The organism is Curvibacter fontanus, assembly GCF_054780335.1.
In genome coordinates, this window is record NZ_BAAGWN010000004.1 from 102,099 (window position 1) to 117,810 (window position 15,712).

General features: G+C 67.4%; 8 protein-coding genes. All 8 read right to left on the bottom strand.

Annotation, left to right across the window (positions count from 1 at the left end):
• Positions 1-35 precede the first annotated feature (35 nt).
• The 8 genes from ACYVH8_RS02130 to ACYVH8_RS02165 all read right to left on the bottom strand — a co-directional run bounded on the left by ACYVH8_RS02130 (position 36) and on the right by ACYVH8_RS02165 (position 15,702).
• A complete protein-coding gene (locus ACYVH8_RS02130; RefSeq protein ID WP_460487230.1) occupies positions 36-626 on the bottom strand; it encodes a penicillin-binding protein activator LpoB in 591 nt (196 codons plus the stop codon).
• Positions 627-631: 5 nt separating this feature from the next.
• Positions 632-3,538 carry a tetratricopeptide repeat protein gene (locus ACYVH8_RS02135; protein ID WP_460487231.1) on the bottom strand — a complete coding sequence of 969 codons (2,907 nt, stop codon included), beginning with the start codon at positions 3,536-3,538 and terminating at the stop codon, positions 632-634.
• A complete protein-coding gene (locus ACYVH8_RS02140; RefSeq protein WP_460487232.1) occupies positions 3,535-4,428 on the bottom strand; it encodes a hypothetical protein in 894 nt (297 codons plus the stop codon). The genes ACYVH8_RS02135 and ACYVH8_RS02140 overlap by 4 nt, the downstream gene beginning before the upstream one ends.
• On the bottom strand, positions 4,391-7,084 hold the full coding sequence (locus tag ACYVH8_RS02145; protein ID WP_460487233.1) for a bifunctional glycoside hydrolase 114/ polysaccharide deacetylase family protein: 2,694 nt from the start codon (positions 7,082-7,084) through the stop codon (positions 4,391-4,393). The genes ACYVH8_RS02140 and ACYVH8_RS02145 overlap by 38 nt, the downstream gene beginning before the upstream one ends.
• Before the next feature lie 329 nt (positions 7,085-7,413).
• The gene (gene galE / locus ACYVH8_RS02150; protein ID WP_460487234.1) at positions 7,414-8,433 is read right to left on the bottom strand and encodes a UDP-glucose 4-epimerase GalE; all 1,020 of its coding nucleotides are present in this window, start codon (positions 8,431-8,433) and stop codon (positions 7,414-7,416) included.
• Positions 8,434-8,599: 166 nt separating this feature from the next.
• The gene (locus ACYVH8_RS02155) at positions 8,600-10,765 is read right to left on the bottom strand and encodes a putative bifunctional diguanylate cyclase/phosphodiesterase (RefSeq protein WP_460487235.1); all 2,166 of its coding nucleotides are present in this window, start codon (positions 10,763-10,765) and stop codon (positions 8,600-8,602) included.
• A gap of 92 nt (positions 10,766-10,857) precedes the next feature.
• Complete coding sequence (locus ACYVH8_RS02160; RefSeq protein WP_460487236.1) at positions 10,858-11,973, bottom strand: FIST signal transduction protein; 1,116 nt, start codon at positions 11,971-11,973, stop codon at positions 10,858-10,860.
• Positions 11,974-12,336: 363 nt separating this feature from the next.
• Positions 12,337-15,702 carry an EAL domain-containing protein gene (locus tag ACYVH8_RS02165; RefSeq protein WP_460487237.1) on the bottom strand — a complete coding sequence of 1,122 codons (3,366 nt, stop codon included), beginning with the start codon at positions 15,700-15,702 and terminating at the stop codon, positions 12,337-12,339.
• Positions 15,703-15,712: the final 10 nt, after the last annotated feature.

Below are 15,712 nucleotides of genomic sequence, written 5' to 3' on the forward strand. Positions count from 1 at the left end.
GTGCGGCAGCGCTTCCTGGGGCCGATGTGGTGAGATCAGGAGCCGCGCCGTACGGCGTCCTGCGGCGCGGCGGCGCCCGTCGATTCGACGAGTTTGAGGCCCCCGACCAGTTGGCCGACCAGCTTGAGCGCCACCGAGGATACGCCCTCGCGCAGCCAGCCGCTGCGCGAGCCCGAGGCGCTCCAGACCACGCGGCCGCTGCCCAGGTCGATCACGCGCAGGGTCAGGCCGACGACCGGGTCGCCGTCCAGGCCCACCTTGTAGCGCCATTCTTCGACGCTGCCCGTGATGGCGTAGCGCGCGCCCTGGGCGCGGGCCCATTGCAGGGCCTCCTCGGCCTGCTTGCGCTCGGCCGGCTCGAACAGGCTGTCGCGCGCCAGGGTGGCCGGGTAGCGCTGCAGCTCCTGCACGCCGCGCGCGCGCAGGTGGTGTTCGACCAGCGCTTCGGCCGACAGGGCGGCCTGCGGGGTCTCGGTGTTGTTGGCGATGGGCAGCAGGACCCAGGAGGCCTTGCTGTCGAGCGTGGGGTCCCCCACGATGGAACTGGTGCCCGCGCAGCCGGACAGCAGCGCGGCAAGCAGACCCAGCCACAGGAGACGGTGCAGTTTCATGGTTTTCATGGTCATGGCTTCTAGAAATAAAGTCGGTAACGGAGGGAAATCGTGCGCGTGGAGGATCCGCCCGGGATGTTGCCTGCACTGGCCCGCCATTGCAATGCCAGCTGGTCGGCGCCGATCACCGCGCCGGCCAGGCCCAGCGCGCTCTCGTAGCCTGTGCCGACGACGGAGTTGTTGAGCAGACAGACGTCGGCATAGGGCCGCCAGGCGCGGCTGTAGCCGTTCTGCAGGCTCTGTCCGCCCAGGTTGTCGCCGCCGCTCAGGCAGGCGCCCAGGGTGGCGCTGTCCTGCGGGATGAAGTAGCCGACCGGATCGAGCGTGCCCGCGGTGATGGCGTCCTGCAGGCCGGTGGAGAGGCGCGACAGGGTGGCCGCCGAGAGGCTGCCGTCGCGTGTGTAGCTCTGGTTCTGCCAGTACAGGCGCAGGCGCCAGTCCGGGTATTCGCTGCGCAGGCGGTAGCCGGCTTCGAGGTGGGTGGCCAGGCCGCGGCTGAGGTAGTCGTCGTACTGGGTGTAGAAGCGGCTTTGCCGTCCGCTGGCGCGCAGATAGAGGGCGCGGTCGAGCCCGTAGGTCGCGCCGGCCGAGAGGCTGTCCGCGTAACCGGCGGTGCGCAGCGGCAGGCTGTTGAGCGCCTCGCCCTTGGACACGGCTTCGAACTCGTAGCTGAGGCGGGGTGTCCAGCGGCCGTAGTGCTGCAGGCGCAGGCCCTGCACATCGGCCATGGCCGCGCGGTGGGTCAGCGCGAGGCGGGTTTCCTGCTGCAGGGTCTTCCAGCGCAGCTCGGCGTTGTTCAGCCGGTCGCTGTCGGACAGCAGGCTGCCCAGGTCCGTGTCGGAGGTGCTTTGCCGGATCTGCGTCCAGCCCAGCAGCAGCTGCAGGCGCGCGTTGAGCGTGAGCCGCGCGCCGAACTCCACACCCTGGCGCTTGACCAGGTCGAAGTCGTCGCTGAAGACGCGGGTCTCCACGTAATGCGCCTGCCCGACGGCGTTCTGGCGGAAACGGTCGTGCAGGATCTCGTCCTCGTCCTCGCGCGCCATGTCCAGGAAGGCGGTGCTCAGGGCCAGCGAGCTGCGGCCTGTCATCAAGGCCGACTCCACGCGGCTGGCCGAGGGCAGGGGGCGGTCGGGCGTATCGAGCAGGGCCTCGACGGCCACACGGTCGTTGCGCATCAGGGCGATCTGGTTGGCCGTGGGCGCGGGCAGGGGACGACCCAGGCGCAGATAACGCTCCCAGGCCCAGCGGCGTGCGCTTTCGGGCTGTTCGCGCGCCAGCGTCCAGGCCAGGACCAGTTCGTCGCCGGCCTGGCGGTCCGCAGCGGGCTCCAGGCCGCGCAGTTCTTCCAGGGTCTGGCGCATGAAGCGCAGGCTGGGGTCGCCCGGATGCTGGCGCAGCCAGGATTGCAGCCAGAGCCGGAACTCGGGTCGCTGCTTCCAGGTCTGCGCATCGGCCTGGGCCTTGCGCAGGGTTTCCATGCGCTGCCAGGCCTGCTGGCGCATGCGCAGGGCCTGGGCATGGCGCTGCTGCTGTTCGAGCACGTCGGCGTAAGCGGAGAGCAGCAGCGGATCATCGGGCGTGCGGGTCAGGGCCTTGCGGTACCAGGCGCCAGACCGGCGGGCCTGGCCGAGCAGCTGGTGGCCGGCCGCATAGGCGGGCCAGAGCAGAGCCGTGCCACGGGCCTGTTCGTCGTAACGCGTGAGCATCTGGCGCAGCTCGCGCTGCCAGCCGGCGTCGATGAGGAACCACAACAGGGTCAGCACGGTGCCTTCGTCGCGTGGCCCGAGCTGCAGCGCCTTGCGCAGATCGGACCAGGCGGCCGCGGGCTGCTGCTGCCGCTGACGGTACTGTGCGCGGCCGAGCAGGAAAGCGATCTGCCCTTCCGCCCGGGTGCGGGCCCGCTCGTCGAGGCTGTCGTAAATGCGCCCCTGGGCCCGGAGATCGCCAAGATTGGCATAGATCTCGAGGGCCTGCTGCAAATGGTCCAGGCTGTCAAAGCGCTGCCAGGCCTGCAAAGCCAGTTCGGCAGCGTGGCGCGGCTGCTGCGGACGGACGAGATAGATCAGGCGCGTCCAGTCGCCGAGCCCGGACTGGCGGGCTCCGATGCCCAGTGTGTAGGCCTGCGTCGCCGTCGGGTAGTCACCCGCTTCCCAGGCCACCTGGCCCAGCAGGCGCCAGAACTCCTGCTCCTGCGGGGGCACACGTGCTGCGTTCGCGCGCATCAGGGTGAGCGCGTCCTCGATGCGGTCGCGACGCAGATGGAGGAAGGTGGCGTGCAGCAGGGCTTCGGTGGACAGAGGCTCGCCTCGCACGCGCTCCTGGTACAAGGCCAGCGCGCGCTGGTCATCGCCCGCGTTCTCCGCCAGTCGGGCCGCATGTTCGAGCAGCCGGAGCGGGCCGTGCGCTCGGTACTGTTCCTCGAAAAAGACCGAGCCGCGCAGGGGCTCGGAGGAGTTTTCGAATTGCCAGTAGATGTCGTCCCACTGGGCCGGCGTGAGACGGCCGCGGCGCGCCAGCCAGGTCCACAGCGGCAGCGCGTCGGAGGGTTTGTCCAGTGAGGGCGCCAGGCGTGTCAGGGCGGCCAGCGTGGCGTCCGAGTGGTCTCCCATCTCGAACAGGGCACGCCACTGTTCGGCTGCGACGTCGGTGTAACCCAGCCACTCGGCGACCTGCGCGAGCCGGCGGCGCCAGTCCCTGTCCCGCGGCAGGGACAACACGGCCTTGCGTGCGACGCGCATGGCATCTTCCAGCCGGCCTGTGCCGATGAAGACCTGGTAGGCCAGCGTGTAATCGGCAGCGTCGAAGCGGCGCAGCGGAACCCCGGCCGCGTCGGCGGGCGGGGCTGACGGTGGCGCGGTGCTCTGCGCCTGCGCCAGGCCGGCGCCCAGGCAGAACAGGGGCGACAGGACGTAGCGGAACCGTTTCATCGCGCGGCATTCTCCCGCGAGGGATCTCGGTACACCAGCAGCCGTGCGTAGTACGCGGCGCGTTCGGGCTGGCCGCAGGCCAGTGCCAGCCGCACCATGTAGCGCACGGTCGCGAGGTCGGTGGCGAGCGATCCGATCCGTTCTTCGGCCGTCTGCAGGGCCAGGGCATGGAAGCCGCCGGCGAGCAGCGCGTCGAGGCCGAGCTGGAAACGCCGGCGAGCCTGGGCCCGGTCGGTGCTCGCCGTCTGCGCGAGCAGGAAGAAGCGGGACGCCAGCCGGTATTCCTGGCGGGCCTGCGCCTTGTGGCCCAGGTCTTCGAGCGCATCGGCCGAGAGGGTCTCCAGCAGGGGCAGCAGCAGGCGCTCGCCCAGCGCCGGCAGGTCGAGCCGGAAGGCCAGCGAGGCATAACCCTGGGCCAGTGCCGCCGGCAGCGGCGTGTCCGGAAGATCGTTCAGGGCCTCCTGCAGCCGTGCGCGCAGCGCCGCGCGCACGGCTGGGGTGGGGTCTTCGCGCAGCTGTCCTTCAAAGGCCTTGATCTGCAGCTCGCGTGCGAGCTGGCGCTGGCGCGGGTCGCTGCTGCGGGTGTAGTCGCGCACCAGGCTCTCGAGCCCGCGCGGCTCCATGTCCTGCACGTGGTGGCGGGTCAGCAACAGCTTGGCGTCGGCGTTGCGGGTGTCGGCGCGCAGGAGGTTCTGCACATAGGACAGCGAGAGCTCGTCCAGCGGCTCCTGGTCGTACAGGCGCTGCACCAGGGCACGGCGCGGGTAGACGAGATAGAACAGGGTCAGCACCACGAGCACGATGAGCAGCAACTGCCAGCCGCTGGTCAGGTGCTCACGGGGAATGTCCCCGTCAACGCTGGCATATCGCTTCGAGCGGGCGGGCAGCATGGGCTGGCAGGGCGTAGTGGAACAGGGCGGCCTGGCGGCGCACGGGTTGCAGCTCGCGGCCCGCCACGCTTACGCGGCAGGCACCGGCATCGGCCAGGGTGAATTCAAGCGGAACCTGGCCGGCGAGTGTCCAGCGGCGCACGCCGCCATCGACGGTATAGGCGCTGATGCGCGCATTGGCCGACACGAGCCGGGGCACCTCTTCGCTGCGCGTGGCCGTCACCAGTTCGGCCGCGGCATCGCTCAGGTGGACGTAACGACCTTCGGCGCCATCACGGTAGCCGGCCACGGCACGGCTGCGCGCAAGGTCGGGCGGGCCCAGGGCCGCGGGCAGACGCAGGGTGCGCAGGTTGGCTGCGCCGCGGATGCGCCAGCCCTCGGCTGTGCGCGCCACGACCAGATGCTGGAAGTCCAGCACCTTGCGCGCGTAGTCGGCCGCATGCACGGGCGTGGTCTCCTGGCCCTGCGCATAGGCCATGATGCGGTCGAAGGACTGCATGCCGGCGCGTTTGGTCAGCAGGTAGGTGTGGAAGTAGAGATTGATGGGTTTGAGTCGGCGTGGCTTCTCGGTGAATTCGTAGGTCTCGATGACGCGGTCGAAGCCGTAATAGGGGCCGCGCCAGTTGTTGGTGTAGACGTTCTCGTTCTGGTTGGGGGCAAAGACCTGGTAGCCGCGCCCGCGAGGCAGGCCCAGGCCTTCGACCCGCGCGACCGTGGGGTAGCTGCGGGTGGCGACCGTGTCGCCGCCATTCATGTTGAGCAGGCCGATGCGCTGCGTCCATTCCACGGCGTCGGCGCCGGGCACGCAGTCCCCGGTCCACAGGAACATCTCCACCTTCTTGCCTGGCGGCGCCAGGCGGCTTTCGATGTAGCGCACCGAGCCTTCGATCTCGCGCTGCAGGTCGAAGCGGTAACCGGGCACTTTGAGGTGGTAAGTCTCTTCCCCCTCGTCCTGGCCGGCCTGCGCGCTGGCCTGTGACCAGTTGAAGGGGTGGGTGTAGCTGTGCGAGGCGATGGCCACGTGGGGGGCGCTGAAGATCTCGCGTGCCGCCTTTTCCGCCTGCGCCGACAGATTCGGGTACAGGCCCAGGGGCGAGAGCTCGGCCTCGATGACCGAGAGGGTCATGGGCAGGGGGTAGCGCCGCACCACGCGGTCGCGCAGCTCCTCGCCGGCCAGCCGCTTGCCCGGGAGTTCGCTGCGGCTCACGAAACCGTCGCCGTCCATGTGAATCAGCAGCATGCGCCGGCCGCTCTCGGTGGTCACGTCGGGCACGGGCATGTCGGGCAGGCGCAGGCTGCGGCGGAAGAACTCGAAGGGATTGATGACCCAGCGGTTGCCGCCGTCGTCGCCCGGCAGCGTGGTGACCGAATAGGGATCGATCACATAGCCCCCCCACGAGGTCAACGCGGCCGCCACCTGATGCGCCTGGCCCCGGCGCAGCGTCAGCAGCGGCGTGCCATTTTCCAGCTTCAGCGCAAAAAAGCCATCGGCCGGAGGCCGCACGCGGCTCTCGAAGCCCAGCATGGCATCCTGCCGTTCGATCTCCACGGGAGACAGATCGACGGACGAGGCGCCGGGCGCGAGCCCCAGCCGGGTTGCCAGGGGACTGCCGAACAAGAAGCCGATCTGGTTGACGAAACTCAGCGGAATGCCATCATTTTTCTGCTGTTCGAGCCAGGCCAGCAGGCGTTCACGTTCGGCCGATCCCGGTGTATGCCCCAGCCAGATCACCACGCCCGCATAACGCCCCGCCAGGGGCACGCCCGGCAGGTGTGAAGAATCGACGAACTCCGGCACATAGCCCAGATGCTGCAAAGGCATGGACGCAAAGACCACCGGATTACTGCGGCGCAAATCGAATTCATTGGCCACCGGGCTGTGCACCACCAGCACCTTGCGCGCCATGACCTCGACCGAGCTCACACCCAGTGTGTCGAGCGCGGGGGTGGCCACCCAGGGCACGAACCCCAGGGCCCGGATGGCACGCGCCGTTTCGCGTGCGAGTTCGCGCTGGGCGGGCGGCACGTAGTCGATGGCGATGGCCGGGAGGCGGTAGCGCTCCCGCACCTCGCGCAGGCGCGTCAGCAGCCAGGCCCGGTCGGCTTCGGGCACGGTCACATAGCTCTTGCTGGCGGTGTCGTAACGACGGAACAGGGACTCGGCGGCGACAGCATCGACCCATTCGTGGGTCTGCGGCAGGATCTCGAAGCCGCGGTTGTAGACAAAGCGGATGCCCGGGTAGCGCCGCACGAGTTCGCGGATCACGGCCACCATGCCGGCTTCCTGCACCGCGCGATCCTCGGCCGTGCGCGCGAAGAGCTGGTAGGAATCGAGCGTGTCCACAAAAAAGGTCCGCAGGCCGCGCTGCCACAGCGGGCCCACGACCTGTTCGGCGAAAAAGGCCGGCCAGGCGGGCTGGCTCTGGTCGATCAGCCGGCTGCCCCAGGCGCTGTTCTCGCCGCGCAACCACGCGCCCGGCAGGCGTTCGGCATAGGCGCGTGTGGGTTGGACTTCGCCCAGCGAGACATAGGCGGCCAGGCGCGTGCGGCCGAGATCGGGCAGCGCTCCGGCCGGCAGATGGTCAGGCTCGACGATGGCCAGGTCGAAGGCCCTGAGTTCATCCCAGGGCGCTTGTGCGCCGTAATGGAAGGCCACCGAGGTGAGTGGCGAGGGGGCGGGGAGGGACGGCTGTGCAGCCGCCAGGCCAGGTGCGAGACTGAGGAGCAGACTAAATAGGTATCGGATCGCCATCAATGTTTCGCGAAGCCCGGTCTGGTTTATGCCGGACTCGGATGCAGGGGGTGTCCTTCTGAGCGAGAGGACATGGAAAGGGTTCCCTGGTGTGACAGGATGTAAGTTTACTTCCGTGCTGAGGAGTCTTCCAGTGCATAGTTCACGCATGCGGCAGGAGATTACCTCCCAAAGATGAAGGGTCTTAATCTCCGATCCGCGCGCTGAACGTCATGTCATGCTGCGGGGGCTGCTCATGCTTGAGCGTTCCGGTAACCCTCGGGATTGCCCTGCTGCCAGCGCCAGCTGTCGACGCACATGTCATCAAGGTCTCGCTGGGGATGCCAGTCGAGCAGGCGCGCGGCGAGCTCCGGTGAGGCATAGGAGGAGGCCACATCCCCCGGTCGGCGCGCCGCGAACTGGTAGGGCACGGCCCGGCCACTGGCCTTCTCGAAGGCCCGAACCAGTTCCAGCACGCTGTAGCCTTGGCCGGTGCCCAGGTTGAAGGCCGTGCAACCGGCCTGCCGGTCGAGGTAGGCCAGGGCCTTGACGTGACCGATGGCGAGGTCGACGACGTGGATGAAGTCGCGCACCCCCGTGCCGTCCGGGGTGGGGTAGTCCTGGCCCCAGACCTGCAGCCTGTCGCGCCGGCCCGCGGCCACCTGGCTCACATAGGGCATGAGGTTGTTGGGGATGCCCTGCGGGTCTTCGCCGATGCGGCCGCTGGCGTGTGCGCCGATGGGATTGAAGTAACGCAGGATGCCGATGCGCCAGGCCTCGTCACTGCGGTGCAGGTCGCGCAGCATGTCCTCGATCATCAGCTTGGTGCGGCCGTAGGGATTGGTGGCCGACAGGGGATGGTCTTCGGTCAGGGGCAGGCGCACCGGGTCGCCGTAGACGGTGGCGGAGGAGCTGAACACCAGCTTGCGCACCCGGGCCCCGCCCATGGCCTCCAGCAGGCGGACCGTGCCGACCACATTGTTGTCGTAGTAGTGCAGGGGCTGGGCCACGGATTCGCCGACGGCCTTGAGCCCGGCAAAATGGATCACCGCATCGGCCTGGCTGCTTCGCAGGGCGGCCGTCAGGGCCGCCTTGTCGCGTAGGTCGCCCTGCACCAGATGCACCGCACGGCCGGTGATCTGCTCCACGCGCCGGATGGACTCCGGGTTGCTGTTGGAAAAATTGTCGTAGACCGTGACCTCATGGCCTGCCTGCAGCAGTTCGATGCAGGTGTGGCTGCCGATGTAGCCCGCGCCGCCGGTGACGAAGATCATGTGCAAATTCCAGGATTGAGAACAGGGCCTGATTCTAGGAGTGGCCAATGGATGCGCTGCCGAATTTCTTCACGAATTCTTCGGGATTCGCGTTCCCGGGGCACGCGACCCATCACGTCAACGATACCCTGCACCTTCGAAAGCCAGGGGGCGACGAAACCCGATATCACGAGGGCGCCCCCGGCAGGGGCCGTTCACCGATCTGGTCCGCCAGCACGGGCCGGCCATAGAGATAGCCCTGGTGGATCTCGCAGCCGCTGGCCACGAGCAGGTCCCGCTGGGCCGTGGTTTCCACCCCTTCGGCGATCACCCGCAGTCCCAGGCTGGTGGCCAGGGAGATGATGGCCTTGACGATGGCGCGGTCGTCCGCATCGTCGACGATGTCGCGCACAAAACTCTGGTCGATCTTGATCTGGTCCAGCGGCAGGCGCTTGAGGTAGGTCAGCGAGGAGTAGCCGGTGCCGAAGTCGTCGATGGAAAAACCGACGCCCATGGCCTTGAGGGATTGCATGGTCTGGATCACCTTCTCCACATCGTCCAGCAACAGACTCTCGGTCAACTCCAGCACCAGGCCGGCCGCCCTGGCCCCGCTGCGCTGCAGGGTCGTGCGGACCTGGTCGATGAAATCGGGCTGACGGAACTGGCGGGCGCTGATGTTGACCGACACATGCAGCTTGCGCAGGGCCGGGTCGCGGGCCCAGGCCGCGAGCTGCTGGCAGGCGGTTTCCAGCACCCAGCGGCCGATGGGCACAATCAGCCCGCAGGCCTCGGCAAAGGGGATGAAGGTCATGGGCGACACCATCGCCAGACCGGGTGGATGCCAGCGCAGCAGGGCTTCGACGCCCACGAGGCGCTGGTCGGCATCCACTTGAGGCTGGTAGTTGAGGGCAAACTCACCATGGCTCAGTGCGCGGCGCAAGCCAGCCTCCATTTCAACCCGCACGTCGACCGCCTGCTGCATCGCCAGGTTGTAGAAGCGGATCGCGTTGCGCCCCGCTTCCTTGGCCTGGTAGAGCGAAAGATCGGCCTGCTTGAGCAGCGTGTCGCCCCCTTCGCCTTGGCCGCAAAACAGTGTCACCCCCATGCTGGGCGTGATGAAGTACACCTCGCCCTTGAGGGTGATGGGCTGGCACAGGGTGCTGCGCAGCTTTTCCGCGATGGCCTCTGCCGTGATCGCCGCGGCCATCTTGTCCTCGTTGAGCCCTTCGAACAGCACCACGAACTCATCGCCGCCGAGTCTGGCGGCCGAGTCTGTTTCGCGCAGGGTGGTGCGCAGACGGCGCGCGATCTCGATGAGGAGCTGGTCTCCCACATCGTGGCCGCGCGTGTCATTGACCGTCTTGAAGTGGTCCAGGTCCAGCAGCAGCACGGCGCCGAACTGGCGGTTGCGCGTGCTGGCGATCAGGGCCTGCTGCAGGCGGTCCAGCAGCAATCGCCGGTTGGGCAGGCCGGTCAGGGGGTCGTAGAACGCGAGCTCCAGGATCTTGCGCTCGGCTTCCCTGGGCTCGCGGATGTCGGAGAAGGTTCCCAGATAGTGGGTGATGTGACCGTGGCCGTTCTTGACCCCCGAGATCGACAGCCACTCGGGATAGATGCCGCCGTCCTTGCGCCGGTTCCATATCTCGCCCTCCCAATGGCCTTCGCGCATGATCGCCTCCCACAGGGTGCGGTAGAAGGTGGCATCGTGCCGCCCCGAACGCAGAAAGGAAGCGGTCTTGCCGATCGCTTCCTCGGCGCCGTAGCCGGTCACCTCGCTGAAGGCCTGGTTGACCTGCAGGATGATGCCGCGCTGGTCCGTCACGATCATGCCGTCGCGCGACTGGAAGGCCACGGCCGCGATGCGCATCTGTTCCTCGGTGCGCTTGCGCTCGGTGATGTCCTCGGACATCAGGATGATGCCGCCCACCGTGCCGTGCGTATCGAGCCAGGGGCGGACTTCCCACTTGGTCCAGATCACCGAGCCGTCGGGCCGTACGAAGGGGTCTTCCGCGCCGCTTTCGGTGGCACCTTCGAGGCAGCGGCGGTGCGCCTCCCGCCAGTGTTGCGGCAGGGTGGGATTGAGCTCGTAGTGGCTTTTGCCGACGATGTTCTGGATCGTCAGCTGGCGATCCCGCAGCCAGCGCTGGCTGGCAAACAGGTAGCGCATTTCCCGGTCCAGCATCACGATGCCGACCGGGGCATTGTCGATGAACACGCGCAACTTCTTGTTGGCGTCGGTCAGTTCCTGGGCATTGACTTCCAGCGCATTCTCGAGCAGCTTGCGGTCACGGTCGGCCGCTTGGTAGGCCTCGCTGACAGCTTGCAGCAGCGCGGTCCACTCGCCTGGCGGCATCGCCCCGTCCGCCAGGCTGTTGCGCAGTTGGCGCTGGAGCAGCCGATGGTATGGCGGTCCGGCTGACGCTGCAGGGGTGGAGCCCATCTCATCTATTCGGTCAAGGTGGTCAGCGTCATGGTCTGGTTGTGCAGCTCACACCTGGCCACGTCTTTGAAGGGGGCCAATTCGCCGTAGGAATAAAAACCGGCGATGACCGCGGCCGGGCCGAGGCCCTCGCGCATGATGTCGAGTTCCTCCTCGGTCAGCTGGCCCAGCACCAGGCGACGGCCGACGCAGCTGACCACCAGACACAGGCTGGGTCGGCCCTCGGTTTGGGCAAGCGCTTCCTGGGTTGCCACACCGGAGGCGTCGATCAGGGCGTCGATGTCGGTTTTCATGAGCCGGCAGTAGTGGCCTTGCGGCACGTCACCCGCGAAGGTCAGGCTTTGTGCGACGGCATCGACCGCCAGCAGCGTCCGGATCACGGGTTTGTCCTTTTCGCTGGCGCGGATGGACAGCGGGAAGCGCAGACCGCTGCTGGGCAATTCCGTGGCCATCTCACCGAGGTATTTGGAGTAGACCGCCAGGGCTGGCTGGTGGTCGATTTCATAGACCACGTTGCCGCTGGATCGGCTGACCAGTCGCTCCGCGCCGAATTCGCGCCAGCCTGCGGCGCAGCCGCTGCGCACAGTCATGTCGCCATAAAAGCCAAGGACGGCCACCAGATTCTGGGCGGCCGGCGCATCGGCCATCACCCAGGTGCTGGCAAAGTGTGTGCCATCGCCCGCCAGCCCACCCGTCACGGGAATGCCGGCGAGGTTGAGTCCGGTGGCCAGGTCGCTGCCATTGACCGACAGTCCGTCGGACAAGGCGAAGGCGTGTTGCAAGTCCTCGGCTTTCAAGCGGTCCATGAGGCCGCTGGCGATCGCCTGCAGGTCCTGGCCGGGCAGGGCCTGGGCATGCACCAATTGCGCGTGCCCTTTGTCGAAGCGGACCGCGGTGACCACCATGTCGCCGTCACCAATTTGGGTGCCATGGATGTCGCCGCTGGAGCTGCAGCCCACGATATGGGCGCTCGGGAACATGCCGCGCAGGTCTTCATAGCACGCGGGCTGGCGAAAGTAGTCCGCGCTGGAGAAAACCAGCACCAGAGCGGCCTCGCGTGCGCGGGCATCCGGTGTTTCCCACCCTGTCTCCGGTGTCCAACGTGACTGGCTGATGTTCACGGGTCTCCTGACTGTGTGATGGCCCCAGCCGGGCGGACGGCTCACAAGCCCTGGTCCCAACCCCGCATCGTCTTGAGGCAGCTGGGGCCTGGCCAACGAGAGCGCAGGTCTGGATGGCAAGATCAGAATATCAGAAAATCTGTTTCAGGACCCACCGATATTTCAGGGCGCGTAATCCCCATGCCGAGCTTCCCTGCTGTCTTGCCGTACTGGACAGCTGGCATGGTGCGCACGGGCGGACCCTGAATGTTTCATGACCTGGCCTTGGGCAGGCGCCCCATCAGATAGAGCTCGGGGTGGGGGTAGCGGTTCATGCGGGCTTTGGCGGGGAAGTTCCGGTCATTGTCCTGCCCGCCTTGCGACTCAGCTGCGCCTGGTGACCGGCGCCGGCGCCTGGTAGTCGCGCACCCAGGCCGGGAAGGCTTCGGCCGGCATGGGGTGGGCGATGAAATATCCCTGGGCCATGTCACAGCCCAGGGCGGCCAGTTGTTCCCAGTGCTGGCGGGTCTCGACGCCCTCGGCCACCACCTTGCGCCCGATGTCGTGGGCCAGGTCGATGGTGGAGCGCACGATCAGCAGGGAGTCCTTGCTGACCGTCATGTCGTGCACGAAGGACTTGTCGATCTTGATGCAGTCCACGGGCAGTTTCTGCAGGTAGCTGAGCGAGGAATAACCGGTGCCGAAGTCGTCGATATAAAGCGGGATGCCTTGCCCGCGCAGACCGTGCAGGACGCGCAGTGCGAACTCGGCGTCTTCCATCACCGTGCTTTCGGTGATCTCGATCTCGATCAGACCGGGGTCCAGGGGCCAGGTGGCCTGCAACTGCCGGATGCGCTCGAGCAGCTGGTCCTCGCGCAGATTGCGCGCCGAGAGGTTGACGGCAATGGGCAAGGCGCAGCCTTGTCGGGTCCAGGCGTGGTTGAGGCGGAAGGCCGTTTCCATGACCCATTCGGTCAGCGGCCGGATCAGGCCGGTGTGTTCGGCCAGATCGATGAATTCGCCCGGCAGGATCAGGCCACGCGTGGCGTGCGGCCAGCGCACCAGCCCTTCGGCGCCGCAGATGCGGCCGGTTGCCATGTCCACCTTGGGTTGCAGGTGGAGTTCCAGGTCGCCGCCTTCGATGGCCCGGCGCAACTCGCCGGCGAAGGTCAGGCGCTGCGAGGGGTTGGGATTCTGGAGCGGATCGAAAACGGCATGGCCCTGGCCGCATTTCTTGGCCTGGCGCATGGCCATGTCCATGTGACGGAACAGGTCGTGCGGGGTCAGTCCGTGTGCGGGGAACAGGACGACCCCGATCTTGACCTGCACGCCGAGCGCGATGTCGGCGATCGCGAACGGCGGCGCCAGCGCGTTTTCCAGCTGCCGGACCAGGGCGTCGGCGGCATCGGCGTCGCCGGGGAGGAGCACGGCGAATTCGTCGCCGCGCAGGCGCGCCACCGTGGCGCCGGCGGGCACGGCATGGCTCAGGCGCATGCCGAATTCGCGCAGCAGCTGGTCGCCCTGGCTGAAGCCGAGGGCATCGTTGATCTCGCCCAGGCGTTCGATGTTCGTCTGCAGCAGGGCGAAGGGCTGGCCGCCGTGCTGGCCTTGCTGAATGGCGGTCGTCAGCAGTTCGGTGAACTGCGTCTCGTTCGGCAGGCCGGTCAGCGTGTCGTGGTGCGTCAGGTGCTGCATGGCCTCCTGGGTGCGCCGCTGCTCCATACGTGCGCGCATGGTGGCGATGCCGAAAGCCAGGTCGTCGGCCAGCTCGGTCAGCAGGGCGACTTCCTTGTCGTTGAAGGCCTCGGCGTTTTCCGAGTAGATGGACAGGGCGCCGATGACCTTGCCGCCGACGTGCAGCGGGCAGGCCAGCCCGGCAGTCACGCCGAACAGGTGCGCACGCCACGGCGCGTAGGCCGGGTTGCTGGACAGGTCGCGGGCCACGGTGGGGTGGCCGCTGCGCACCGCCGCGCCGATGACGCTGCGGCCGCGCTCGTTGTCGGCCCAGCTCGGCGCCAGCGCGGCAAGTGCTTCGCTGCCGTCGGGGTAACCACTCTGGGCCATCAGACGCATGGAGCGTTCGGCGTCGTCGTTGCAGTACCAGACGGCGGCGAAACGGTAGCCGCCCCGGGTGACAATGACCTCGCACATGCTGTTCAGAAGGTCCAGCTTCTCGGTGGCCCGGACCATGACGCGGTTGCCCGCACTCAGGGTCCGAAGGGCGCGGCTCACATGCTCGAGATCGTCGAGTCGCCGGGCCAGTTCGGTGTTGAGTTTGCTGATCTCGGCCTCGGCCCGCTTGCGTTCGCTGATGTCCGTGCCCAGGACGTAGTAAGCACCCGCCTGGGTGGAGGCGTCGCTGCGCGGGACGTAGCTGATGGCTTGCCAGACGCCGGAAAAAGGCTCCCAGTCATAGCTTTGCGGCTGTCCCCGCAGCACTTTTGTGATCATGGGGCGGGCGTAGGCATAGCGTTCCTCGCCCAGGATTTCCCGCACCGTTCTGCCGGTGATGTCCTGATGGTCGGGGGCAAAACGCTGCCGGTACTGGTCGTTCACGTAGACGTAGCGCTGCTCTGCGTCGACATAGGCGATCAGCACGGGCACGGCGTTGATGATGCTGCGCAGATGGTCCTCGCTCTCGCGCAACTGGGTGGTGCGCTCCTCTACGCGCTGCTCCAGCAGCTCGTTCTGCTGGCGGATCGTGCGCTGCGCCTGGCGCTCGGCGCTGACGTCGCGAAAGACCAGCACGACGCCGCTGATCTGGCCTGCGGGATTGCGTATCGGCGCCGCGCTGTCGGCAATGGGGTGTTCGCGCCCGTCACGCGCGATGAGCGCGGTGTGGTTGGCGAGACCCCGGATTTCGCCCGTGGCGAGAACCTGGGTGACCGGCACCTCGGCCGGCTCGCGTGTTGTTTCATGGACGATGTGGAAGACCTCGGCGATGGGGCGCCCCAGCGCCTGTTCCTGGGGCCAGCCGGTGAGCTGCTCGGCCACCGGGTTCATGCGTGTGATTCGCCCCTGCGCATTGGTCACCAGCACGGCGTCGCCGATCGAATGCAGGGTGATGGCCAGGTTTTCCTCGCTCTGGACCAGTGCGCGCTGGCTGGCCTCGGTTTCGCGCAGCTGACGCCGGATCAGGACGTAGGCGCCGCTCAGCAGCACGAAGAGCAGCAGGGCGACGATCGCCCCCGCGGCCACCAGGTTCTGGCGTGCCTCCAGGTACTCGGCATTGCGTTCGTCCAGCAACTGCAGTTCCTCGTTTTCCATCTCGTGCAGCAGCCGGTAGGTGCGCGTACGTGTTTCCTGCAGCGGCGCGGTGGCGACGTAGGCGTTGGCCGCCGCCTCGCCCCGGCTCTTGCGCAGCAACTCGACCTCCCGGGAAATCGCGAGGCGCTGATTGATGACCTCGCGCAGCCGGGCCCAGCGTCTTTGTTGTTCGGTGTTGTCGAGGGTGAGCTGCTGCAGCCGGCTCAGCAAGTTTTCGCGCGTGACGATGGCGGCATCGCGCTCGACAAGCCGGGCCGGATCACCCGTGATCCGGAAGCTCTGGGTGCTGAACTCGATCTGGAGGGTGTCGCCCCGCACGCGGGCCAGGTTGTCGATGATCCCGTGCGTGTACGCCACCCACTGCGCTGCCTGCCCGGCGTCATGTGCGAGTTTCCAGGTGGCCACAGCGAAGCCTGCGACCACCAGCATGGCGGTCGCAAAGGCGGCCAGCACCTTGGCTTCAAAGCTGGAGTTCAATCTCACAGTCTCTGTC